This window comes from Actinoplanes auranticolor (genome assembly GCF_018332655.1).
GTDB classification, from domain to species: Bacteria; Actinomycetota; Actinomycetes; order Mycobacteriales; family Micromonosporaceae; genus Actinoplanes; species Actinoplanes auranticolor.
Genome location: NZ_BOQL01000032.1, coordinates 98,022 through 120,231, shown reverse-complemented (window position 1 = coordinate 120,231; position 22,210 = coordinate 98,022). Strand labels below are relative to the sequence as shown.

The window sequence follows — 22,210 nt, the reverse complement described above, 5'->3', positions numbered from 1 at the left end:
CTCCGGTGCGTTCCCCGGCGACGGATGAAACATTAGCGGGTCCCCGGCCGCCTTGCCAAACCGGGGTCCCCCGGCGCGTCGCCCCGGCGTAATCCACAGGTAAGGAAACCGGCGAGCGCAGCCACCCCCGTACCCGCTTGGATGGGCTCATGCAGATCCGACAGGTCACCGCCGACGAGCGCACCGACACCATGTTTCCCCTGCAGACGTACGCCTTCATGCCCTCACCCTGGGCCGACGCCGACCGGGAGACCTACGCCCGCCGGATGCAGTACTACCGCACCGCCGTGGGCCTCGTGGCCGAGGAGGACGGCCAGGCGCTCGCCGGCGTCGGGGCCTTCCCGATGCGGCAGAACGTGCGTGGCACCGTGCACGACATGGCCGGTGTCGCCTCCGTCGCGACCCATCCGTCCGCCCGGCGCCGGGGCTTCGTCCGTGCGCTTCTGGGCCGTCTGCTCCAGCAGATGCGCGACCAGGGCTGCACAGTCAGCACTCTCTACCCCTTCCGGGCGTCCTTCTACGGCCGCTACGGCTTCGTCGGCCTGCCCCGGGTGCGCACGGCCACTTTCGCCCCCGAGGGCCTGTCACACCTCCTGAAAGCCGATCTGCCGGGTGAGGTGGAGCGGCTGCCCATGCGTGACGCCTTCGACGACTACACCGCCCTCACGCTGCGTCTCCTGGGGGAGCGGCACGGCTTCTCGGTCTTCGACGAGGTGCGCACCGCCGAATTCCGGGACACTCCGCGCTGGGTTGCGCTCGCCCGGGTCGAGGGCGAGGTGGTGGGGGCGGTGACCTACCGCATCGACCGGTTCGGCGGTGATCTGCTGGCCGACGACCTGCTGACCACCGGCTCCCTCGGCAAGGCGCTCCTTCTGCAGTATTTCGCCCGGCATGTGGACCAGGTGGCGTGCGTGAAGCTGAAGGTCGGCACGGACGAGGTGCCGGATCTGTGGGGGACCGACTTCGCGGTGCTGACCGAGGGCCGGGTGGCGCACCCCAGCAGCAACGGCCCGATGGCCCGCTTGCTGTCGATGGAGGCGCTCACCGGCACGAGTACGCCCGCGGAGCAGGCGATCACGGTCGAGGTGGTGGACGACGACTTCATCGCCGGGCGTTACCAGCTGACCGGTGAAGGCGGGCAGCTCACCGTGGAGCCGAGCAAGAACGAGCCGCGGGCGACACTCACCTGCGCGGGCATCTCAGCTCTCGCCTACGGCGTGCTCGACCCGATCGAGGTCGTGACCAGGGGATTCGGGCAGGTTGAGGTGTCGGCGGTCGAGCCGCTGTCCGCCCTGTTCCCGAAACGCATGCCTTACCTGTTCGCCGACTTCTAAATCAGCTGGCAGGGGACGGAGGGGTGGGGATGAGGTCAGACCGAGGCAGGCAGGCCCGCGGAGCTGAACGCCCGCCCGTCGTCCGTGACCAGCGCGGAGTCGTAGCCGTCCGCTGCCAGCTTCGAGAGCCAGGCGATCCCGGCTTCGCCCATCGCCAGCGCGGCAGTCGCATACGCGTCCGCCAGGGCCAGGTCCGGTCCCACCACGGTCACCGACCGCAGACCCCGGGCCGGCCCGCCGGTGCGCGGGTTGAACACGTGGTCACCGCGCTCGTAGACGCCGGAGGTCGCCACAGCCTGGTCCGACACGGCCAGGACCCAGCTCAGCTTGTCCGCTTCCCACGGGTGCCGGATGCCGACCCGCCACGGCGCTCCGGTGGCACTTCGGCCCCGGGCCCGGATGTCCCCGCCCGCGTTCACGCAGTGGTTCACCGACCCGGCCTGCACCAGCCGTGCGGAGGCGATCTCCACCGACCAGCCCTTGACGTAGCCGCTCGGGTCGAGCGGGCCCGCCGCGTACGCGTCGAAGTAGCCATCCGTCTCGCGCCACAGGTCGGCGCACGCCTCCAGCACGTGTCGCATGTCCCTCGAGCAGTCCGCCGGGTCGATCTCCCGCCGGCGCAGCTTGCTGACCTCGCTGTCCTCGCGGTAGGTGCTGAAACGCCGGTCCACCTCGTGCAGCCAGCCGCACACGTCGTCGACCATCGCGCGCAGCTCCTGCGGTGGCAGGTTGTCGGCCAGGTCGATGCTGACGACCGTCCCCATGACGTGCTCGGCGTGGTGCATGGCGCCGGACTCTACGCGGTTGCCTGGTCGATGGCCGCCTGCAGCGACTTCGCGTACGACTCGGAGGTGAACGTCGCGCCGGAGACCGCGTCGACGTCGGCGCTCTGGGCCTTGAGGGTGCTCTGCTTCAGCGAGGCGATCGCGGGCGGGTTGATCGTCGCGCTGTCGCCGGTGACCGGGTACGTCGCGTCGGCCGCGGTGATCTTGCCGCCCGAGATCTTGATCGAGACCTGGATGGCGCCGTACGGGTTCTTCGCCGCGGAGCCCTTGAAGATGCCGTTTCTGAGGCCGCTGCCGCCGGCCTCGCCCGACTCGTCCGACTCTTCGTCGGCGTTCTCGGTGGGCTTCGCGGTGGGCTTCTTCGCCGGCTTCTTCGTGCCCGAGGCCGCCGGTTCCGGGTCGGCGTCCTGGCCCGAGTTGGCCAGGTCGACGGCGGGCGGCGCGGCCGAGGGAACCACCGGCGCGGAGACGCTCAGCCGGACCCCGATGATCAGGGCGGCGCCGGTCAACGTCCCCACGGCTGCTGCGGTACTGCGTCGCATGAGCAAACTCCCGGAATCAGAATTCGAAGGGGTCGAGGTGCAACTGGCTGTCGGGCACTTCCAGCTCGCGCAGGGTCTGCACCGCGGCGTCCACCAGCCCGGGCGGGCCGCACAGGTAGACGTCGCGCCGGTTGACGTCGGGCACCAGCCCGAGCAGGCCGTTCGCGGTGAAGAGCCGGCGTGGGCCCGGGTCGTTGCGCGAGCCGACGATGTAGCGGACCCAGGCGTCGCGGCGCTCGGCCAGCTCTTCCAACTCCTCGCGGAAGACCAGTTCGTCGGGGCGGCTGGCCCGGTAGATCACGATCGTGTCCGGCGGCATGTCCTCGAGCAGGGCCCGGATCGGGGCGATGCCACTGCCGCCGGCGATCAGCAGAGCCCGGCGGCGGGTGCGGCGTTGCGCGGTGAAGGTGCCGAACGGGCCTTCCGCCCAGATCGACGTCCCCGGCTGCATCTCCGCGAGCTTGGCGGTGTGCCCGCCGACCGCGGTGACCGTCAGGCGCAGCCACTGCGAGTTGGGCGCGGCGGACAGCGAGAACGGGTGGGTCTGCCACCAGCCGTTGGCGGTCAGGAAGCGCCAGCGCATGAACTGCCCCGCCTGGGCGGGCAGGCTGTCCAGGTTGCGGCCGTCGATGTAGATCGAGAAGGTGTTCGCGCCCTCGGCGACGACCTCGGCCACCTCGAAGCGGTGCCGCACGTTGAGCCACAGCGGCTCGACCACCCGGCCCCAGAACAGTGCGGCGACGACCAGAGCGGCGAGCCCGGGCCAGAAGACCGACGCGAAGCGGCCGGACAGATCCGCGCCCGTGGCGACCTGGTGGCCGTAGCCCAGCACCAGCACCAGGTACGCACTGAGGTGGATGAAATGCCAGAGCTCGTACGGCAGCTTGGTCCGGGCCGCCCGGATCGAGATCACGCTGATCAACACCAGCAGGCCGGTGGCCACCGTCGCGCTGATCATCTCGGGCAGCGTGGTGATGATCGTCCAGCCCTGGTCGACGACGCCGGACTCGGCGGTCAGCGCATAGCCGAAGACGATGAAGACGATGTGCGCGAGCACCATGACGACCAGCGTCGTGCCCAGCCAGCGATGCCAGCGCAGCAGGTCGCGGGCGCCGACCCACTCCTCGAGCCAGGACACCCGGCTCATCATCAGCAGCTGGATGAAGAGCAGGTAGCCGGCGATCAGCCCGGTGATCCGGCCGACGGCCATCATCAGCGTGGCGGTGTCGTTGATCGCGCCGGGCTGCGTGTCGAAGAGCCAGAGGGAGACGCTGGTGGCCAGGCCTGAGAAGAACAACAGGACCGTGAGCAGTCGGTTGCCGGAGGTGGCCTCGGCGGGCGGGCGGTCATCGGTGACGATCGCGGGGCCGGAGCTCTGCCAGCCCGACTCGTCCGGCGCCTCGACGATGATGTCGCCGCGCGGCACGGCCTCGTTCAGGTCGGGCTGCTCCCAGAAGTCACGCTCCGGAGCCATCGTCGGCGCGAATGAGGTTGCCGGCTCGTACTCGGGTTCGCGCTGGTCCTCGAAGGGTTGGAACACGGTCGGCCCTGATCGGCCGGCAGTATCGCCGTACGCTCGCGCCATCGACCTCACCCGCTCAGCAGTCGTCCTTCGGCATCGGCCACCCCCCAGCGCCCGACGTGACGGTCCGGTCTCGGCAGGCCGTCGAGGGTTACTACGCGGTTCAGCCGGTGAAGGCTCAAACCTGAGGGGAAAAAGTCGGCCAGCGCGATGATCTTGCGGAATGGCCGGCCGTTAGGGGAGTCGTTTCGAGGGCGACGCTTCGAGGTCTGCTCGTGATGCAGCCCCAGGTAGATCGACATGGCCAGACCTCACCCGCGGGTATCGGGAGTGTCGGCCCGTGCGCTGGCGTATTGCGGCGAAAGGCTCGATGTACCGGCAAATGTGACAGACCGATTGTGCGTTCGATGGGCGAGGAATTGATTACGCTCCGCCGCTGCGGATATGACGGTTGGTCAAGTCAAATGAGCTGTCGGTGGGTCGTGCCGGCGAGAGAGATCGATCAAGGGGTACGGCGGAGGAGGCTCGGTGACCGGCGACTACCGTCACGACGTGACTGACGAACCCGCCGGCCTCACCGTGGTCGGCATCGGCGCCGACGGCTGGCCGGGATTGTCGGGTACGGCCACCGCGGCCCTGACCGCTGCGCAGGTGATCTTCGGCAGCTCCCGGCAGCTGGCCCTCTTGCCTGACGAGGTCCAGGGTGACCGGGTGCCGTGGCCGTCTCCGTTGCTTCCCGCCCTGCCGGGCCTGCTCGACACGCATCGCGACCGGCGCATCGCGGTGCTGGCCAGCGGCGACCCGATGTTCCACGGGATCGGCGCGACGCTGGTCCGGCTGCTGGGCCCGGGAGCCGTGCACGTCGTTCCGCACCCGTCGTCGGTGTCGCTCGCGGCAGCCCGGCTCGGCTGGCCGCTGCCCGAGGTCGACATCCTCAGCCTGGTCACCGCCGCGGTCGAGGAGCTGCACCCGCTCATCCACCCGCACCGCAAGATCCTGATCCTCAGCGCCGGCGCGCACACCCCGGCCGCGGTGGCCACGCTGCTCACGGCCCGGGGGTACGGCGACAGCACCGTCACGGTCCTGTCCCAGCTCGGCGCCCCCACGGAGAGCGAGATCTCGGGTCGCGCATCGAGTCTGGATCTGAGTGAGATCGATCCGCTCAACGTGATCGCGGTGGCCTGCTCTGCCGGCACCGCAGCTGCACCCCTACCCGATGCACGGGACGCCGTCTCCGTTCCGGATCGGACAGGTCCTCGACCGCTCGTGCCCGGCCTGCCCGACGCCGTCTTTGAGAGCGACGGCCAGCTCACCAAGCGCGAGGTCCGTGCCGTGACGCTCGCCGTGCTCGGACCGCAGCCCGGTGAGCTGCTCTGGGACATCGGTGCCGGTTCCGGGAGCATCGCCATCGAGTGGATGCGGACTCACCGGGACTGCCGGGCCGTGGCTGTCGAGTCCTCACCCGAGCGGGTCGGCCGGATCGTGCGCAACGCTGCTGCTCTGGGCGTACCGAAGCTTCGGGTTGTCGAGGGCCGGGCGCCCGGCGCCCTGGCCGGGCTGCCCCCGCCGGACGTGGTTTTCATCGGTGGCGGGGTGACGCGGGACGGGGTCGTCGACGCCGCCCTCTCCGCCCTGCCCCCGGGCGGGCGGCTGGTCGCCAATGCGGTGACTCTGGAGTCGGAGGCCGTGCTCGCGGCCTGGTACGCGAAGCTGGGCGGTGATCTGACCCGGCTCGCCGTGCAGCGGGCGGCGCCGGTCGGCGGGTTCACGGGATGGAGAGCGATGATGCCGGTGACCATCTGGTCGGTGACGAAGCCGTGACGGTGCATTTCATCGGCGCCGGACCCGGCGCCGCCGACCTCATCACGGTGCGCGGCCGGCGGCTGGTCGAGGAGTCACCGGTCTGCCTGTACGCCGGCAGCCTCGTGCCCGTGGAACTGCTCGCCTACTGCCCGCCCGGCGCGCGGCTCGTCGACACCGCCCGGCTCACCCTGGACGACATCATCGGCGAACTCGTCACGGCCACCGAAGCCGGACAGGACGTGGCGCGGCTGCACTCCGGCGACCCCTCGGTGTTCAGTGCGGTCGCCGAGCAGATGCGCCGGCTGGACGAGGCCGGGGTCGCTTACGACGTGACGCCGGGAGTTCCCGCGTTCGCGGCGGCGGCTGCCTCGCTGGGCCGGGAGTTCACCGTGCCCGGTGTCGCGCAGACGGTGATCCTCACCCGCACCGCCGAGCGGGCCACCGCCATGCCCCCGGGCGAGGACCTGGCGACGCTGAGGGCGAGCCGCTCGACGATGGTGCTGCACCTGGCCGTCCAGCGCATCGACGCGGTGGTCGCCGAGCTGGTACCGAGCTACGGCGCGGAGTGCCCGGTGGCCGTGGTGGCCCGGGCGAGCCGGGAGGACGAGCTGATCGTCCGCGGCACGCTGGCGGACATCGCCGCCAAGGTGGCGGCGGCCGGGATCAAGCGCACCGCGGTGATCGTGGTCGGTGCGGCCCTGACGGCTTCGGCCTTCCCGGACAGTCACCTCTACTCCGCAGACCGATGCCGCCCGTAGCGAGACCTGCGCCCCCGCCGAGGAGGCCGGTGCCCGCCGAGAGGAGGCGGACCGGTGTCGTCGGTGAGCGATGGTCGGGCGGACGCGGAGCATGCCGCCGGTCAGTGACCGTCCGGTGGGTGGACTCACGTCGCGGGTGAGTAATTGTCGGGCGGAGGCGGGCCATGTCGCCGGTGGAGGGCGGGCAGGCGGAGTAGACCCATGTCGCCGGTGAGCGACTGTCTGGTGGAGGTGGACCTGTGCCAAGGGCGAACGTGCGCCTTCTGCGGGGCGGGTCCGTGTCGCTGGTGAAAGCTCCTCTAGCGGGGTCGGTCCCATGGCGACCGTGAGCGGACGGACATCGTCGGCCCGGGTGCTCGTTCTGGGCGGCACCACTGAGGGGCGGGAGCTGGCGTCGGCCTGCACGGCCGTGCCTGGCCTCGAGGTGATCAGCTCGCTCGCCGGCCGGACGAGCTCCCCCCTGCTGCCCGCCGGCGAGGTCCGTATCGGCGGCTTCGGCGGCATCGACGGACTCGCCGACTACCTGCGCCGGCAACGGATCGATGCCGTTGTGGACGCCACCCACCCCTTCGCCGCAACGATGACCGCTCACGCCTTTGCCGCGTCGGCGCAGGTGGGCGTGCCGCTGCTGGTTCTGCGTCGGCCGGGCTGGATCGAGCAACCAGGCGATCGATGGCATCGCGTGCCCGATCTGGCCACCGCGGCAGAGCTGCTTCCCAAGCTGGGGGAGCGGGTGTTCCTCACCACCGGCCGGCAGAGCATCGCGGCCTTCGCCGGAGTGGACGCCTGCTGGTTCCTGTCGCGCTCCGTTGAGCCGCCCGCCGACCCCTTGCCGGCTCGCCTTCAGGTGCTGCTCGACCGGGGCCCGTTCACCCTCGCCGGGGAACGAGCCCTGCTCGCCGGGCACCGCATCGACGTCCTCGTCACCAAGGACAGCGGCGGCAGCACCGCCAAGCTCGACGCCGCCCGGGAGCTCGGCCTTCCCGTCGTGCTGGTCGACCGGCCGCCCGTGCCGTCCGGGGCTGACGTGGCGCCGACCGTCGAGGCTGCGCTGCAGTGGCTCAGGCGGGGTAGTGCCGTGGCGTGTACACCTGGGTAGAGCCGTCGCCCCGGGTCGCCACCCGGGTCTGGCTCGAGCCGACGATCAGCAGGCAGCGCATGTCGATCGTGGCCGGGTCCAGGTCGCCCAGCGTGGTCACGCGGACCTCCTCCTCCGGGCCACCCACGTCCCGGCCGACCACCACCGGTGTCACCGGGCTGCGGTGCTCCAGCAGCAGCTCCCGGGCCTTGACCAGCTGTTCCTTGCGGCTCCGGGACGCCGGGTTGTAGATCGCGATCACCAGGTCCGCGCTCGCCGCCGCCGACAGCCGGGACGCGATCACGTCCCACGGCTTCAGCCGGTCCGACAGCGACATGATGCAGAAGTCGTGCCCGAGTGGTGCGCCCGCCCGGCTGGCCACGGCCTGCGCCGCCGTCAGCCCGGGCACCACGCGGACCGGGACGTCCTTCCACTGCGGGTCCTCGCTGACCTCCAGCACGGCTGCGGCCATCGCGAACACGCCCGGGTCACCGGACGACACCACCGCCACCTTGCGGCCGCTCTTGGCCAGGTCGAGGGCGAACGCCGCGCGTTCCGCCTCGACCCGGTTGTCCGAGGGGTGGCGGCGCTGGCGGGCGTTCGGCGGGACGCGGTCCACGTACGGGCCGTAGCCGACCACGTCGTCCGCCGCCGCCAGAGCCTCCTGCGCCTCCGGGGTGAGCCAGTCGCGGCCCGCCGGACCCAGCCCGACGACCGTCACCTGTCCCTGCTGTTCCTGCTGCACCGGCTCGGCCACGAAGGTCGCGGCGGCCGGGCTCGGCAGCAACGCCAACGAGAAGTACGGCACTGTGTCCGGGTCGACGTCGGCCAGCCGGGCGTGGCGTTCCCGGTCGGTCGTCGCGCGTTCGACGTACCAGGCGTCGTCGAGGCGGCCGGCCTGGGCCAGCGCTTCGCGGACGCCGGTGAAGGTGCGGCCCAGCTTCATGATCGCGGCCGAGTCGGTGGCGGCCAGCCGGGCCGCGAGCTCGGCCGGTGGCAGGGTGCCAGGCAGCACGGTGAGGATCTCGTCGCGTTCCATCAGGGGGCGGCCGAGCACCGCCGAGGCCGCGCTCACCGAGGTCACACCGGGCACGACCTGCGTCTCGTAGCGGTCGGCGAGCCGCTTGTGCATGTGCATGTACGAGCCATAGAAGAACGGGTCACCCTCGGCCAGCACCACCACGTCGCGGCCCGCGTCCAGGTGGGCGGCCAGCCGTTCGGCGCTGCGGGCGTAGAACTCGTCGATCGCGCCCTGGTAGCCGCCCGGGTGGTCGGTCGCCTCGGTGGTCACCGGGTAGATCAGCGGTTCCTCGATCTGGCCCTCGCGCAGGTACGGCTCCGCGATCGCGCGGGCATTGCTGCGGCCGTGCCGGGCCGCGTGGTACGCGATCACCCCGGCCGCGCTGATCAGCCGGGCCGCCTTGACGGTGACCAGCTCCGGGTCGCCGGGGCCCAGCCCGACCCCGAACAGTCGGCCCGCCATGACTACTCCTCCTCCGAGGCGAGGGCGTTGACCGCCGCCGCCGTGATCGCGCTGCCGCCGCGTCGCCCGCGCACGACCAGATACTCCAGGTCGGACGCGGCCAGCGCGTCCTTCGACTCGGCCGCGCCGATGAACCCGACCGGGATGCCCAGCACCGCCGCGGGCCGCGGCGCGCCCGCCTCGACCATCTCCAGCAGCCGGAACAGGGCGGTCGGTGCGTTACCGATCGCCACCACGGCACCGCCGAGCCGGTCGCCCCACAGGTCGAGGGCGGCCGCACTGCGCGTGTTTCCGAGCTGCGCCGCCAGCGCCGGCACGGCCGGGTCGCGGAGCGTGCAGACGACCTCGTTGCCGGCGGGCAGGCGCTTGCGGGTCACCCCGGACGCCACCATCTCGGCGTCGCAGAGGATCGGCGCGCCGCCGAGCAGCGCCTTGCGAGCCGCGGTCACCACCCCGGCGCTGAAGCCGATGTCGCCTACCAGGTCCACCATCCCGCAGGCGTGGATCATCCGGACCGCGACCCGGGCCACGTCGGCCGGCAGCCCGGACAGGTCGGCCTCGGCCCGGATCGTGGCGAACGACCGCCGGTAGATCTCCGCGCCGTCGCGCACGTACTCCATCTCAGCCCTTCCTCGCGGCGCCGACCAGCGCGCCCACATCACCGACCGAGGTGACGCCGCCCGCATACGGCGAGCGCACCTCGTATCCCACGCCGGTCGCCTCGACCCGCACGTGCGGCCCGGCCGGGCTCCCGCACCCACGCGCGCAGCCGACCCAGTGCACCGGCAGCCCCTCGCCCGCGACCGTCGCGGCCTCCGCGTCGGCCCGCACGTCGGCCAATGACTTCGCGCAGCCCGGACGGCCCGCGCACGCGGTCACCCCGGCCCACCGCGACCCGGCCTCGACCTCGAGACCGGCCCCGGCCAGGGCCGCCAGCCACGACCCGGCCGCCTGCGGCGCCAGACCGGGCAGCACGACCCCACGCCAGGGCGTGAAGATCAAGCTCTCCGCCGCCTCCAGCACTTTCAGTTGTACGTCGCTGAGCCGCCCGAGCGGCACGAGGGCCCCGACGGCGACGGTCCCGCCGACCTGCTCGACGATCCCGATCGGCTCCCGCACGGCGGGCCGATGCAGGTCAGCGGGCTCACCGAGCGTCCGGCCCAGCGCCGCGGCGGTCCGCGCCGCGACGCGTGCCGGTCCATCCGCCAGCTCCCGAACCCGCCAGGCGACCCGCTGGCGCCCGCCGGCATCGGCGCTGGTCCGGGGGCGAGGGATGCCGTCTGGTCGCACCCCGGCGGAGACGCGCGGATCGACGGCAGCATCCGCGGGGGGCGGCCCACCCGGTGCCGCGTCGAAGCCGGCCGCGCCGCCGGGTGCCGCGTCGAAGCTGGCCGCGCCACCGGGGGAGGAGGTGGGAGCGGCGGTTGCGGAAGGCGCCTCGCGGGGGGTGGCTGCGGTTGTGGAGGTCTGGGCGGCGCGTTCCTCCAGGAAGGCGTGAGCCGCTGCCAGGAGCGCCGGGATCACCTCGGCCGGCGGGACGCGCAGGCCGGCGTCCACCCCGGCGAAGATGATCGCCACCTCGTCGGCGAGCGGGAGGGCCGCCACGTCCGCCCCGAAGGCCACGTCGCCCTCGCCGCCGTCCAGGGCGAACAGGAACCGCCCGGGCAGCCCGGCCAGGGACGGGTCCGCGCACAGGGCCTCGTCCAGGGCCCGCACCGGCAGTCCTCCGGCGAGCGGCGAGGCGGCTGTGTTCCGTACGAGTTCGTGGGTTTCCGAGGGCAGCAGGCCCGCTGCCCGCAGCCGGGCCGCCAGCTCCGCCACCGGGGCCTCGCGGAGCCCTCTGAGCTGGAGATTCGCCCGGCTGGTGAGCTCCACGTGCCCGTCGCCCCAGCGGGCAGCCAGCTCGTGCACCGCGGTGAGCTGCGCGCCGGTCATCCGGCCGCCCGGCACCCGGACGCGCGCCAGGGGCCCGTCGGCCGCGGCGTGCAGCCGCAGCGCGCCCGGGCAGGCATCGGCGTCGGCGCGCACGGATGGGATGGGCACGGCCCGGATACTACGGATCCGGGCCGACACTTTCCCGGCGGCGGTCGGCATCGTCACACCCGGCGCCTCGCCTTGACGCCGCTCGCGCGCTTCTGGAGAGTGGGAGGCCACGTGCGGCGACGCCGCGGAGGAAGCCGGTGCGAGTCCGGCGCGGTCCCGCCACTGTCACAGGGTCCTGATAGACCTTGGAGCCAGGAACTCCGGTCGCCGTGGATTCCTTCGACCCGGGGCGCGGACCCCGAGGGGAGAGCCGTGTTTCTGCTGCTGTCGACGTCTGACACCGACCTGCTGAGCGCCCGGGCCAGCGGGGCCGCCTATCGCCTGGGCAATCCCGCCCGCACGCAGGTCGCCGATCTGCCGGCGCTGCTCGACGGGGTCGACCTGGTCGTGGTGCGGATCCTCGGCGGGCGCCGGGCCTGGGAGGAAGGGCTCGACGCACTGCTCGCCGGGCCGGTCCCGGTGGTGGTGCTCGGCGGTGAGCAGGCGCCGGACGCCGACCTGATGAAGCTCTCCACCGTGCCCGCGGGTGTGGCCGCGGAAGCCCACGGTTATCTCGCCTACGGCGGCGCCGACAATCTGGCCGCCCTGCACGACTTCCTCTCCGACACGATCCTGCTGACCGGGCACGGCTTCGCGGCGCCGGTGCCCGCCCCCGACTGGGGCCTGCTCCCGCGCGAGGCGAGCGCCCAGACCGGCCCGACCGTCGCGGTGCTCTACTACCGCGCCCACCACATGGCCGGGAACACCGCTTTCGTCGAGGCGCTGTGCCGGGCGATCGAGGGCAAGGGCGCGCGGCCGCTGCCGATCTTCACCTCCTCCCTGCGCACCGCCTCGCCCGAGCTGCTCGCCGAGCTGCGCAAGGCCGACGCCCTGGTGGTGACCGTGCTCGCGGCCGGCGGCACCAAGCCGGCCACCGTCTCCGCGGGTGGCGACGACGAGGCGTGGGACGTCGGGGTGCTCGCCGACCTGGACGTGCCGATCCTGCAGGGCCTGTGCCTGACCAGCAGCCGGGCCGCCTGGGAGGCCAGCGACGACGGGCTCTCCCCGCTGGACGCGGCGACCCAGGTGGCCATCCCCGAGTTCGACGGCCGGATCATCACCGTGCCGTTCTCGTTCAAGGAGATCGACCCGGACGGCCTCTCGGTCTACGTCCCCGACCCCGAGCGGGCCGCCCGGGTGGCCGGCATCGCGGTCGCGCACGCCCGGCTGCGGCAGATCCCGCCGGCCGAGCGGCGGATCGTGGTCATGCTCTCGGCCTATCCGACCAAACACTCCCGGATCGGCAACGCGGTCGGGCTGGACACGCCCGCCTCCACGGTCCGGTTGCTGCAGGCCATGCGGGAACGCGGCTACCGGGTCGGTGACTTCCCGGGCGTCGCCGAGGGCGACGGCGACAAGCTGATCCACGCGCTGATCGCGGCCGGCGGCCAGGACCCGGACTGGCTGACCGAGGAGCAACTCGCCGGCAATCCGGTACGGATCGCCGGCTCGGCCTACCGGGAGTGGTTCGCGACGCTCCCCGCCGACCTGCGCGAGTCCATGGAACGGCACTGGGGCGAGGCGCCCGGCGAGCTGTACGTGGACGACGACGCCATCGTGCTGGCCGCCCTGCGCGACGAGAACGTGGTCGTGATGGTGCAGCCGCCCCGGGGCTTCGGCGCCAACCCGGTGGCCATCTACCACGACCCCGACCTGCCGCCGAGCCACCACTACCTCGCGGCCTACCGGTGGCTCGCCGACGAGTTCGGCGCGCACGCGGTCGTGCACGTCGGCAAGCACGGCAACCTCGAGTGGCTGCCCGGCAAGAACGTCGGCATGTCCGCCTCCGACGGCACCGACGCGGCCCTCGGCGACCTGCCGCTGATCTACCCGTTCCTGGTCAACGACCCGGGCGAGGGCACCCAGGCCAAGCGGCGCGCCCACGCGACGCTGGTCGACCACCTGATCCCGCCGATGGCCCGGGCCGAGTCGTACGGCGACATCGCCCGCCTCGAGCAGCTGCTGGACGAGCACGCCAACATCGCCGCGCTGGACCCGGCGAAGCTGCCGGCCATCCGGGCGCAGATCTGGACCCTGATCCAGGCGGCCAAGATGGACCACGACCTGGGCCTGGACAACCGGCCCGACGACGAGGAGTTCGACGAGTTCATCCTGCACGTCGACGGCTGGCTCTGCGAGATCAAGGACGTGCAGATCCGCGACGGCCTGCACATCCTCGGGGCCGCGCCGAGCGGGGAGGCCCGGGTCAATCTGGTGCTCGCCATGCTGCGGGCCCGGCAGATGTGGGCCGGTCAGGTGGCCGCGCTGCCCGGCCTGCGGGAGGCGCTGGGCCTGGCCGAGGGCGCCTCCACCGCCGAGACCGACGCCGTCGAGGCGCAGGCGCACGCGCTGGTCGCCGCCATGGAGGAGGCCGGCTGGGAGCCCGCCGCCGCCGACCGGGTCACCGCGGACGAGACGGTGGCGCAGGTCCTGCGCTTCGCCGCGACCGAGGTCGTGCCCCGGCTCGCGCGCACCACCGACGAGCTCACCAACGTCCTGCACGCCCTCGACGGCGGTTACGTGCCGGCCGGGCCGAGCGGGTCGCCGCTGCGGGGCCTGATCAACGTGCTGCCGACCGGCCGCAACTTCTACTCCGTCGACCCCAAGGCCATTCCGAGCATGCTGGCCTGGGAGACCGGGCAGGCGATGGCCGAGTCGCTGCTGACCCGCTACCGCGCGGACTACGGCGACTGGCCGAAGTCGGTCGGCCTCTCCGCCTGGGGCACGAGCGCCATGCGGACCGCCGGCGACGACATCGCCGAGATCCTCGCCCTGATGGGGGTACGCCCGATCTGGGATCCCGCCTCCCGCCGGGTGACCGGCATCGAGCCGATCGACCTGGCGGAGCTGGGCCGGCCCCGCATCGACGTGACCGTGCGCATCTCCGGCTTCTTCCGCGACGCGTTCCCGCACGTGGTGGCCATGCTGGACGACGCGGTCGGCCTGGTGGCGGCGCTGGAGGAGACGCCGGAGCAGAACTTCGTCCGGGCGCACGCGCTGGCCGACGTCGGCGCCGAGAAGACGTGGCGGCAGGCGACCACCCGGATCTTCGGCTCGCGGCCCGGCGCGTACGGCGCGGGGATCCTGCCGCTGATCGACAGCCGCAACTGGCGCGGGGACGCCGACCTGGCCGAGGTGTACGCGGTCTGGGGCGGGTTCGCCTACGGGCGCGGGCTGGACGGGGTCGAGGCGCGCGGGGACATGGAGACCGCGTACAAGCGGATCGAGGTCGCGGCCAAGAACATCGACACCCGCGAGCACGACATCGCCGACTCCGACGACTACTTCCAGTACCACGGCGGCATGATCGCCACGGTGCGGGCGCTGACCGGGCGGGCGCCGGCGGCGTACATCGGTGACTCGACCAACCCGGACGCCACCAAGACCCGCAGCCTCACCGAGGAGACCGCCCGGATCTTCCGCGCCCGCGTGGTGAACCCGCGCTGGATCGCGGCGATGCGCCGGCACGGTTACAAAGGCGCGTTCGAGCTGGCCGCCACGGTCGACTACCTGTTCGGCTACGACGCGACGGCGGGTGTGGTCGCCGACTGGATGTACGAGCAGCTCGCGGCCAGCTACGTGCTGGACCCGGACAATCAGAAGTTCATGACCCAGTCGAACCCGTGGGCGTTGCACAGCATCACCGAACGGCTGCTGGAGGCCGCGGACCGCAAGCTCTGGGAGTCTCCGGAGCCGGCGACCCTGGCCGCGCTGCAGCAGGTCTACCTGGAGACTGAGGGCGACCTGGAAGGCGACGCGGAATAGTGCGCCATCCGTGTCGAGCCGGCGCCGGTGACTCCGACCCAGGGGTATGAAGAGCAACCGCCGCGTCGTCGGCAACATCTCGCTGTCCCTCGACGGCCGCACCACCGGCGTCGGCGGCGACTACGACATGAGCTGGATCGTGCCGCACGCCGTCACCGACGCCGCCCGCGACCACATGATCCGGGTGACCGAGCCGGCCACGACTGTGCTGCTGGGCCGCAAGAACTATCAGGGTTTCGGTGGCTACTGGCCGGCTGTCGCCGGCAACCCCGAGGCGGATCAGCGCGACCGGACCTTCTCGGCCTGGCTCAACCGGACGGAGAAGGTCGTGTTCAGCACGACCCTGACCGGGGCGTCTTGGGAGAACTCCCGCATCGTGGCCGGCGACCTGCCGGGTGAGGTCCGCAAGCTGCGGGTCGGCGCCGGCGGGGACATCATCGTGCTGGCCAGCGGCAGCATCATCCGGGCCCTGCTCGGCGCCGACCTGCTGGACCGGCTGTGCATCACGCTGTGCCCGGCGGTGGTCGGTGGCGGCGCCAGACTGCTGGAGGACGGCCTCCCCGCCTCCACGTGGGCGCTCGCCGACACGAGGCCGTCGGAAACCGGGGCGCTCTGCCTGGTGTACGACCGGGTGTCGGCCTAACCGGCGTCGCGGCGGCGCAGCAGGTACGTGTCCATGATCCAGCCGTGCCGCTCGCGGGCCTCGGCGCGGACCCGGCGGATCTCGTCGCTCACCTCGGCCAGCGGGCCAGAGATCAGCAGCTCGTCCTCGGTGCCGAGGTACGCACCCCAGTAGATGTCCACGCCCTCGGCGTCCACCCCGCCGAACGTCTGGTGCGCGTCCAGCATCACGATCACGTCGTCGACGTCGGCCGGCCACTGCTCGGCCAGCCGCCGGCCGGTGGTCACCTGGAACGGGCGGCCGACCCGGTTCAGCCCGATCCGGTGCTTGGCCGCCAGCGTCGAGACACTGCTGACGCCGGGGATGACCTCGTAGGTGAACGTGGTCTCGCCGCGGGCCAGGATCTCGTCCAGGATGCTGATCGTCGAGTCGTAGAGCGACGGGTCACCCCAGACCAGGAACGCGCCGGTCTCCTCGTCGAGCAGGTGCTCGCGGATGAGCGCCTCGGTCACCTCGGAACGGCGGTGCCGCCAGTTCGCGATCGTGCCCTCGTAGTCGGCGGGGGTGCGGTCCCGGTCGGGGTCGCGGCCCTCGGCGATGCGCCGGCTGGGGCGGGCGTACGCCTTCAGCATCCGGCGCCGGAGCTCGATCAGGCTCTCCTTGGTGTCGCCCTTGTCGAGCAGGAAGAACACGTCGGTCCGGCCGATCGCCTTGGCTGCCTGCAGGGTCAGGTGGTCGGGGTCGCCCGCGCCGATCCCGATGACGTAGATCTTCCGCACGCCCAGCAGTCTGCCGCACGCCACCGACGCGCCGACCGCAGGCCCACGCCGAAGGCCGCAAGCCGGCCCGGAGCGAGTCGAACGCCGGAAAGCCAGACGCCGAGAAGCAGCACGCCGGGAAGCCGGACGCCGGGAAGCCGGACGCCGAGAAGCAGCACGCCGGGAAGCCGGACGCCGGGAAGTCGCACGCCGGGAAATCGGAAGCCGGGGACGACGACGGCCGAGGTGGCCCGCCGGTCAGACGGCGACCGCCGCCGCCCGGGCGTGCTCCAGCGCCAACTGCAACGCCCCGTGCAGCGCCGCCTCCGTGCCCAGAGTCCCGTGCTCGACCCGCGTCGGTCCCGGGAACGAGATCGCCGCCCGCACCCGCGGCAGCAGCGCCGGGTGCGTCCCCACCGGCCCTCCCAGCAGCACCAGTGCCGGATCCACCACCGCCGCCACCGAGATGATCGCCCGGGCCACCGCCGCCGCCAGCACCCGCAACGCCGGCTCGTCGCCGCGATCGAGCAGCTCCAGCGCCGCCGCCACGTCGTTGGACGGGGCGTCCGAGCGGCCGAGCCCACCCGCGGCCAGATCAGCGGCGATCGTCGGAGCTCCGGCGCCCGGCAGGTAGCCGATCTCACCGGCCAGCCCGTGCGCGCCGCGGATGAGCTGGTCACCGATGTAGAGCCCGACGCCGAGCCCGGCGCCGACGTAGACGTACGCGAAGCTGGCCTCACCCACCGCCCGGCCCGCGCGGTGCTCCGCCAGCGCGGCCAGGTTGACGTCGTTGTCGACCAGGATCGGGGCCGGGACCAGATCGCCGATCAGCTCGGCCGGGCTGAGCAGGCCCTCGGGGAACGGCGTGCCGGCCAGCGGGACCACCTCGTGGGTGACCGGGTGCACCGGGTTCGCGATGGAGATGCCGACGGCCCGCAGCGGGCCGGGCCCGCCGGGGAAGGCGCCGACGGCGGCCCGCAGGTTGGCGACCAGCGCGTCCACGTCGCCGGGGGCGCCGGCCGGGCGCCGGTGCTCGTCCAGGGTGCGGCCGGCCAGGTCGGCGGCCCGGGCCCGGACGCCGGACTGGTCCAGCTCCACCGCCAGCACCCAGCCGGCCCGCGCACCGAGCTCGTAGAAGGTGCCGATGCGTCCGCGGCGGCCGGTCTCCTTGAGGCCGGTGGCGTCGAGCAGACCACCCTCGACCAGGCGCCGGACGGCCTCGGAGACGGTGGGCCGGGAGTAGCCCGTCATGTCGGCCAGCTCGGCCCGGGTGGTGCGGCCCTGGCGGATCGTCTCGTCGAGCAGGCGCCGGTCCGTGGCAGCACGGAGCACCGTCTGCGGCAGTGCCCGGCTGACGTCGTTCACCGTCACCTCTTGTGATCTTCGGGTGGGATCTCCTACATTAGGACAAGGTTCTAGTAAGGTGACCTAATCAAATGGAGGCAGCGATGCACACCGCCCCGGACGACATCCCCCGCGCCATCCGTGAGACCAAGGCCGAGCTGCGCAAGCGGGTCGGCGACGTCACCGGCGCCTTCGCGCGGGCCGAGGCCGCGGTGCGGGCCGAGGTCGCCGAGGTGGTCGCGCAGCGCGAGCGCGGCGAGCAGGTCTGGCCGGTCGTGCAGTTCGCCGACATCGCCGCCGGCACGGTGCCGGCCGAGCTCGTCGAGGCGGTACGCCGCCGCGGCTGCGCCGTGGTCAAGGGCACCTTCGGCCGCGACCGGGCCGAGGGCTGGGACGCCGAGCTGGTGTCCTACCTGGACCGCAACGACTTCGCCGGCAAGTACCGCTACCTCGACGACGGCATCTTCGGCGGGCTGTCGGCGAGCAAGCCGTCGATCTTCCCCATCTACTGGTCGCGCCCGCAGATGGAGGCCCGCCAGGACGAGAACATGGTCGCCGTGCGCGGCTTCCTCAACTCCTTCTGGAAGCACGAGTCCGAGGGCCGGGTCTGGTTCGACCCGACCCGCGACACGGCGTACCCGGACCGGGTCCGGCGCCGCGAGCCCGGCACCGATTCGGCCGGGCTGTCCGCGCACACCGACTCCGGCTCGATCGAGCGGTGGCTGCTCCCGGCATACCAGAACGTCTTCCGGCACGTCTTCACCGGCAACCCCGAGGCGTACGACCCGTGGGACGGGGCCTACCGCACCGAGGTGCACGAGTTCGATTCCACGGTGATGTGCTCGGCGTTCCGGACGTTCCAGGGCTGGACCGCGCTGTCCGACATGGCGCCGACCGAGGGTGTGCTGCACGTCGTGCCGATCCCCTCGGCGATGGCCTACCTGCTGCTGCGGGCTCTGCAGGACGACGTGGCCGACGACGACCTGTGCGGTGCGGCCAACGGCCAGGCGCTGCCGATCAGCGAGCGCTGGCACCCGGCGCTGATGCCCGCGCTGACGCCGATCCCCGCGGTCGAGCCGGGCGACACGGTCTGGTGGCACGGCGACATGATCCACTCCGTCGGCGCGGTGCGGGACCAGCAGGGCTGGGGCAACGTCATGTACATCCCGGCCAGCCCGTACTGCGAGAAGAACGCCGCCTACGCAGCCGAGTGCGGCCAGGCGTTCCTCCGGGGCGTCAGCCCGAGCGACTTCGCGGCCGAGGACTACGAGGCCGACTGGGCGGGCCGGCCGACCGCCGACGAGCTCAGCCCGACGGGCCGCGCGCAGCTCGGTCTCTGAGGGGGTCAGTCGGGCAGGATCGGCACGGACGGGTTGAGGTCGCGGCCCAGGGAGGCCGCCCGGGTCACCGAGGACGAGCCGAACCTGTCCCGGACCGCGTCCAGCGCGCTGTCCAGGCTGTCCGCCACCGGTACGTCGAACGGCAGCTCCAGCTGCACCGCGCCGTCGCTGTCCAGGTTGCCCACCGCCACGCCGACCAGGGTCAGGCCGCGCTCGTCGATCAGCGGCCGGGCCTCGGTCAGCAGCTGGCGGGCGGTGGTGAGGATGGCGCTGGTCTGCATGGTCGCCTTGAGCAGGCTGCGCGAGCGGGTGGCCCGGGTGAAGTCGCCGAAGCGCAGCCGCAGCGTGATCGTGCGCCCGGCCCGGTGGGCCGAGCGCATCCGGCGGGTGACTCGGTCGACCAGGGCCGCCAGCGTCGCGTCGATCTCCTCGAACGGGCGTGGCCGGCGGCCCAGCGCGCACTGCGAGCCGATCGAGCCGCGCCGGTGGCCGGTGCGGACCCGGCGGGGGTCGCGGTTGTGGGAGAGCGCGTGCAGGTGCCGGCCGGCGTGCGCGCCGATCATGGTGACCAGGGCGGCCTCGCCGATGCGGGCCACGTGCCCGACGGTCAGGATGCGGTGCTCGCGCAGCTTGCCCGCGGTGACCGGGCCGACGCCCCAGAGGCGTTCGATCGGCAGCGGGTGCAGGAACGCGAGCTCCTCGCCGGGCGGCACCACGAGCAGGCCGTCCGGCTTGCCGACGGCGCTGGCCACCTTGGCCAGGAACTTCGTGCGGGCCACGCCGACGGTGATCGGCAGGCCGACCCGCTCGCGGACCTCGGCGCGCAGCCGGGCGGCGATGCCGGCCGGGGTGCCGCTGATCCGGTGCAGCCCACCGACCTCGAGGAACGCCTCGTCGATGGAGATGCCCTCGACGATCGGGGTGGTATCGCGGAAGACCTCGAAGACGGCCTTGCTGGCCGCCGAATACGCCGACATGCGCGGCGGCACCACGAGGGCGTGCGGGCACAACGCGCGGGCCTGGGCGATGCCCATCGGCGTGCGGACGCCGTACGCCTTGGCCTCGTAGCTCGCCGCGAGCACGACGCCGCCGCCGACCAGGACCGGGCGGCCCCGCAGGGCGCGGTCGTCCCGCTGCTCGACCGACGCGTAGAACGAGTCGAGGTCGGCGTGCAGGATGGTCGCCTGGTCGGACACCGCGTCATCTTCGCACACATGTTCGAATACGGCGACGCGCGAGGATGGGGGGCATGACGACCCGACCCCCGCTGGCCGAGAAGCTCGATCTGCAACCCCACCCCGAGGGTGGCTGGTACCGCGAGACCTTCCGGTCCGCGGTCACCATCAGGCCCGACGGGTACGCGGGCCCGCGCGCCGCCGCCACCGGCATCTACTTCCTGCTCCAGCCCGGCGAGTTCTCCGCCTGGCACGTGGTGGCCTCCGACGAGCTGTGGTTCCTGCACTCGGGCTCGCTGGAGCTGCGCTACGGCGGTGCCGGTCCCGACCCGGTCGAGGGTGGCGAGACGGTTGTGCTCACTGCCGAGAACCCGCAGGCGCTGGTGCCGGCCGGGGTGTGGCAGAGCGCGTATCCGGCCGGCTCGGAGCCCGTGCTGGTGAGCTGCGTGGTGTCGCCGGGTTTCGACTTCGCCGACTTCCGGCTGGCCTAGTGTCGCAGCTCACGGGCCTTCCAGGAAGTACCAGGGGGGCACCCCGGTTATGAAGGTTGAGTGCAACACGCTCAATCTTGAACCGGAGGAATCCCCATGGTGCTGCGTACCGATTTCGACCGCCTGACCACCCGCGTCTTCGACTCCGCCACCCGTAGCGCCGGTGCCCGCCTGGACGCCTACCGCGAGGGTGACTCGTTCTTCATCGACATCGACCTGCCCGGCGTCGACCCGGCCGGGATCGACATCACCGTCGACCGCAAGGTGCTCACCGTCCGCGCCCAGCGCAAGCGCGCCGAGCGTGACGGCGTGCAGTACGTCGTGGCCGAGCGCCCGATGGGTCCGGTCAGCCGGCAGGTCTTCCTGTCCGACTCGCTGGACACCGACCGGCTCGATGCCCGCTACGACAACGGCGTGCTGACCCTGAGCATCCCGGTGACCGAGAAGGCCAAGCCGCGCAAGTTCGAGGTTGCCGCCGCCTGACGGTCGGGTGTTTCTCCCGGGGCCGCGTACCGATCGAGGTGCGCGGCCCCGGCGCGTCAGTGGACGAACGCGAAGGAGTTCAGGTTGACGAACTCGGCGTCGTCGTCGCGGGCGAAAGTGATGAACACGGTGTGCCGTCCGGTGGTGGGCTCGATGTCCGCGCTGCGGGACTGCCACTCCTGCCAGCCGCCGGTGTCCTCGACCGGCACGGAGCCGACCGGCGCGTTCGCGGGGCTGTCCAGGCGGATCTCGATCCGGCCGCCGCCGTCGTCCACGTCCGAGGCCACCCGGACGGCGACCTCGGTGGCCGGCTCGGTGCCGAACTCCACCTCGTCGAAGCGCAGCCAGTCGCCGTTGCTGATCCAGCCGATGTTCTGCCCGCCGCCCTCGTCCTCGGTCTCCTGGAACTGGGTGCCCTGCTGCCCGGCGGCCGTCTCGGCCTGGATCACCGCGTAGGCGTCGATGCCGCCGGGCGCCGGGGCGCTCGCCGACGGTGACGGCTCGGCCGTCGGGGCGGCCGACTCGGCGGGCGACGACGCCACCGGTGGCGGGGCGGCCACGGCGGCGGCGGGGGTGTCCGGACCTCCCTGCAGCCGCCCGATCAGGTAGCCGAGCAGGACGAGGGCCAAGCCGGCCGCGGCGAGCGCGAGCCGGGTACGGGTGACCCGCGACCGGGAGTGATAGACGCCGGGCGGCGGGGAGGCTGGAGTAGTCATCGGCTCAGCAGGATAACGCAGCCGCCCGCCTTTTTCGAAAAGTGTCGACCATGGACGCTGAGCTGCGGTAACAGCCCGAAGTGCCGGGCGGTGCGGGCTGTGATAACGGCGCGGACATCGGCGGCGATC

General features: G+C 72.6%; 20 protein-coding genes and 1 riboswitch. Of the genes, 9 read left to right on the top strand and 11 right to left on the bottom strand.

Going from position 1 to position 22,210, the window contains the following annotated elements:
* Positions 1–149 precede the first annotated feature (149 nt).
* A complete protein-coding gene (locus Aau02nite_RS21270; RefSeq protein WP_212990272.1) occupies positions 150–1,334 on the top strand; it encodes a GNAT family N-acetyltransferase in 1,185 nt (394 codons plus the stop codon).
* Between the two features lie 35 nt (positions 1,335–1,369).
* On the opposite strand, the gene Aau02nite_RS21265 is transcribed toward Aau02nite_RS21270, so the two are convergent.
* Genes Aau02nite_RS21265 through Aau02nite_RS21250 form a run of 4 tightly spaced genes read right to left on the bottom strand, consistent with a single transcriptional unit; the run spans position 1,370 to position 4,485 of the window.
* A complete protein-coding gene (locus Aau02nite_RS21265; RefSeq protein ID WP_246595329.1) occupies positions 1,370–2,119 on the bottom strand; it encodes an FAD:protein FMN transferase in 750 nt (249 codons plus the stop codon).
* 11 nt (positions 2,120–2,130) lie between these two features.
* Positions 2,131–2,661 (bottom strand): FMN-binding protein, encoded by a 531-nt coding sequence (locus Aau02nite_RS21260; RefSeq protein WP_212990271.1) that lies wholly within the window; start codon positions 2,659–2,661, stop codon positions 2,131–2,133.
* 16 nt (positions 2,662–2,677) lie between these two features.
* Complete coding sequence (locus Aau02nite_RS21255; RefSeq protein WP_246595328.1) at positions 2,678–4,201, bottom strand: ferredoxin reductase family protein; 1,524 nt, start codon at positions 4,199–4,201, stop codon at positions 2,678–2,680.
* A gap of 50 nt (positions 4,202–4,251) precedes the next feature.
* On the bottom strand, positions 4,252–4,485 hold the full coding sequence (locus tag Aau02nite_RS21250; protein ID WP_212990269.1) for a hypothetical protein: 234 nt from the start codon (positions 4,483–4,485) through the stop codon (positions 4,252–4,254).
* 250 nt (positions 4,486–4,735) lie between these two features.
* On the opposite strand from Aau02nite_RS21250, the gene cbiE reads away from it, so the two are divergent.
* The 3 genes from cbiE (at position 4,736) to Aau02nite_RS21235 (ending at position 7,843) form a co-directional block, all read left to right on the top strand.
* Positions 4,736–6,004: a precorrin-6y C5,15-methyltransferase (decarboxylating) subunit CbiE gene (cbiE, locus tag Aau02nite_RS21245; protein ID WP_212990268.1), complete on the top strand. Its 1,269-nt coding sequence runs from the start codon at positions 4,736–4,738 to the stop codon at positions 6,002–6,004.
* Positions 5,956–6,744, top strand: a complete 789-nt coding sequence (cobM, locus tag Aau02nite_RS21240; RefSeq protein WP_246595327.1) for a precorrin-4 C(11)-methyltransferase — start codon at positions 5,956–5,958, stop codon at positions 6,742–6,744. Before cbiE ends, cobM begins: the two co-directional genes overlap by 49 nt.
* Positions 6,745–7,069: 325 nt before the next feature.
* Positions 7,070–7,843 (top strand): cobalt-precorrin-6A reductase, encoded by a 774-nt coding sequence (locus Aau02nite_RS21235; protein ID WP_246595326.1) that lies wholly within the window; start codon positions 7,070–7,072, stop codon positions 7,841–7,843.
* Here the strand turns inward: Aau02nite_RS21235 and Aau02nite_RS21230 are convergent.
* The 3 genes from Aau02nite_RS21230 to Aau02nite_RS21220 are packed head-to-tail and all read right to left on the bottom strand — an operon-like array spanning position 7,806 to position 11,348.
* Positions 7,806–9,305: a precorrin-2 C(20)-methyltransferase gene (locus tag Aau02nite_RS21230; RefSeq protein ID WP_212990266.1), complete on the bottom strand. Its 1,500-nt coding sequence runs from the start codon at positions 9,303–9,305 to the stop codon at positions 7,806–7,808. The genes Aau02nite_RS21235 and Aau02nite_RS21230 overlap by 38 nt on opposite strands.
* A gap of 2 nt (positions 9,306–9,307) precedes the next feature.
* On the bottom strand, positions 9,308–9,925 hold the full coding sequence (locus tag Aau02nite_RS21225; protein ID WP_212990265.1) for a precorrin-8X methylmutase: 618 nt from the start codon (positions 9,923–9,925) through the stop codon (positions 9,308–9,310).
* 1 nt (position 9,926) lies between these two features.
* A complete protein-coding gene (locus tag Aau02nite_RS21220; RefSeq protein ID WP_246595325.1) occupies positions 9,927–11,348 on the bottom strand; it encodes a ferredoxin-like domain-containing protein in 1,422 nt (473 codons plus the stop codon).
* Positions 11,349–11,475: 127 nt separating this feature from the next.
* Positions 11,476–11,549, top strand: a riboswitch (cobalamin riboswitch).
* 51 nt (positions 11,550–11,600) lie between these two features.
* Here Aau02nite_RS21220 and cobN point away from each other — a divergent pair.
* Positions 11,601–15,152: a cobaltochelatase subunit CobN gene (gene cobN, locus Aau02nite_RS21215; protein ID WP_212990264.1), complete on the top strand. Its 3,552-nt coding sequence runs from the start codon at positions 11,601–11,603 to the stop codon at positions 15,150–15,152.
* 46 nt (positions 15,153–15,198) lie between these two features.
* Positions 15,199–15,795, top strand: coding sequence for a dihydrofolate reductase family protein (locus Aau02nite_RS21210; RefSeq protein WP_212990263.1), 597 nt, complete (start codon positions 15,199–15,201; stop codon positions 15,793–15,795).
* Here the strand turns inward: Aau02nite_RS21210 and cobF are convergent.
* The gene (cobF, locus tag Aau02nite_RS21205; protein WP_212990262.1) at positions 15,792–16,553 is read right to left on the bottom strand and encodes a precorrin-6A synthase (deacetylating); all 762 of its coding nucleotides are present in this window, start codon (positions 16,551–16,553) and stop codon (positions 15,792–15,794) included. The genes Aau02nite_RS21210 and cobF overlap by 4 nt on opposite strands.
* A 237-nt stretch (positions 16,554–16,790) precedes the next feature.
* Positions 16,791–17,903, bottom strand: a complete 1,113-nt coding sequence (locus Aau02nite_RS47410) for an ROK family transcriptional regulator (protein WP_212990261.1) — start codon at positions 17,901–17,903, stop codon at positions 16,791–16,793.
* A 65-nt stretch (positions 17,904–17,968) separates the two neighbouring features.
* On the opposite strand from Aau02nite_RS47410, the gene Aau02nite_RS21195 reads away from it, so the two are divergent.
* On the top strand, positions 17,969–19,216 hold the full coding sequence (locus Aau02nite_RS21195) for a YbiU family protein (RefSeq protein WP_212990260.1): 1,248 nt from the start codon (positions 17,969–17,971) through the stop codon (positions 19,214–19,216).
* A gap of 5 nt (positions 19,217–19,221) precedes the next feature.
* Here the strand turns inward: Aau02nite_RS21195 and dinB are convergent, their stop codons facing one another.
* Entirely contained in the window at positions 19,222–20,412 is a 1,191-nt protein-coding gene (gene dinB / locus Aau02nite_RS21190; protein WP_212990259.1) for a DNA polymerase IV, read from the bottom strand.
* Positions 20,413–20,465: 53 nt separating this feature from the next.
* On the opposite strand from dinB, the gene Aau02nite_RS21185 reads away from it, so the two are divergent.
* Together Aau02nite_RS21185 and Aau02nite_RS21180 are read left to right on the top strand one after the other, a co-directional pair.
* Complete coding sequence (locus tag Aau02nite_RS21185; RefSeq protein WP_212990258.1) at positions 20,466–20,882, top strand: cupin domain-containing protein; 417 nt, start codon at positions 20,466–20,468, stop codon at positions 20,880–20,882.
* A gap of 96 nt (positions 20,883–20,978) precedes the next feature.
* The gene (locus tag Aau02nite_RS21180) at positions 20,979–21,365 is read left to right on the top strand and encodes an Hsp20/alpha crystallin family protein (RefSeq protein ID WP_212990257.1); all 387 of its coding nucleotides are present in this window, start codon (positions 20,979–20,981) and stop codon (positions 21,363–21,365) included.
* 56 nt (positions 21,366–21,421) lie between these two features.
* Here Aau02nite_RS21180 and Aau02nite_RS21175 read toward each other — a convergent pair whose 3' ends face one another.
* Positions 21,422–22,081 carry a carbohydrate-binding protein gene (locus Aau02nite_RS21175; RefSeq protein WP_212990256.1) on the bottom strand — a complete coding sequence of 220 codons (660 nt, stop codon included), beginning with the start codon at positions 22,079–22,081 and terminating at the stop codon, positions 21,422–21,424.
* Positions 22,082–22,210: the final 129 nt, after the last annotated feature.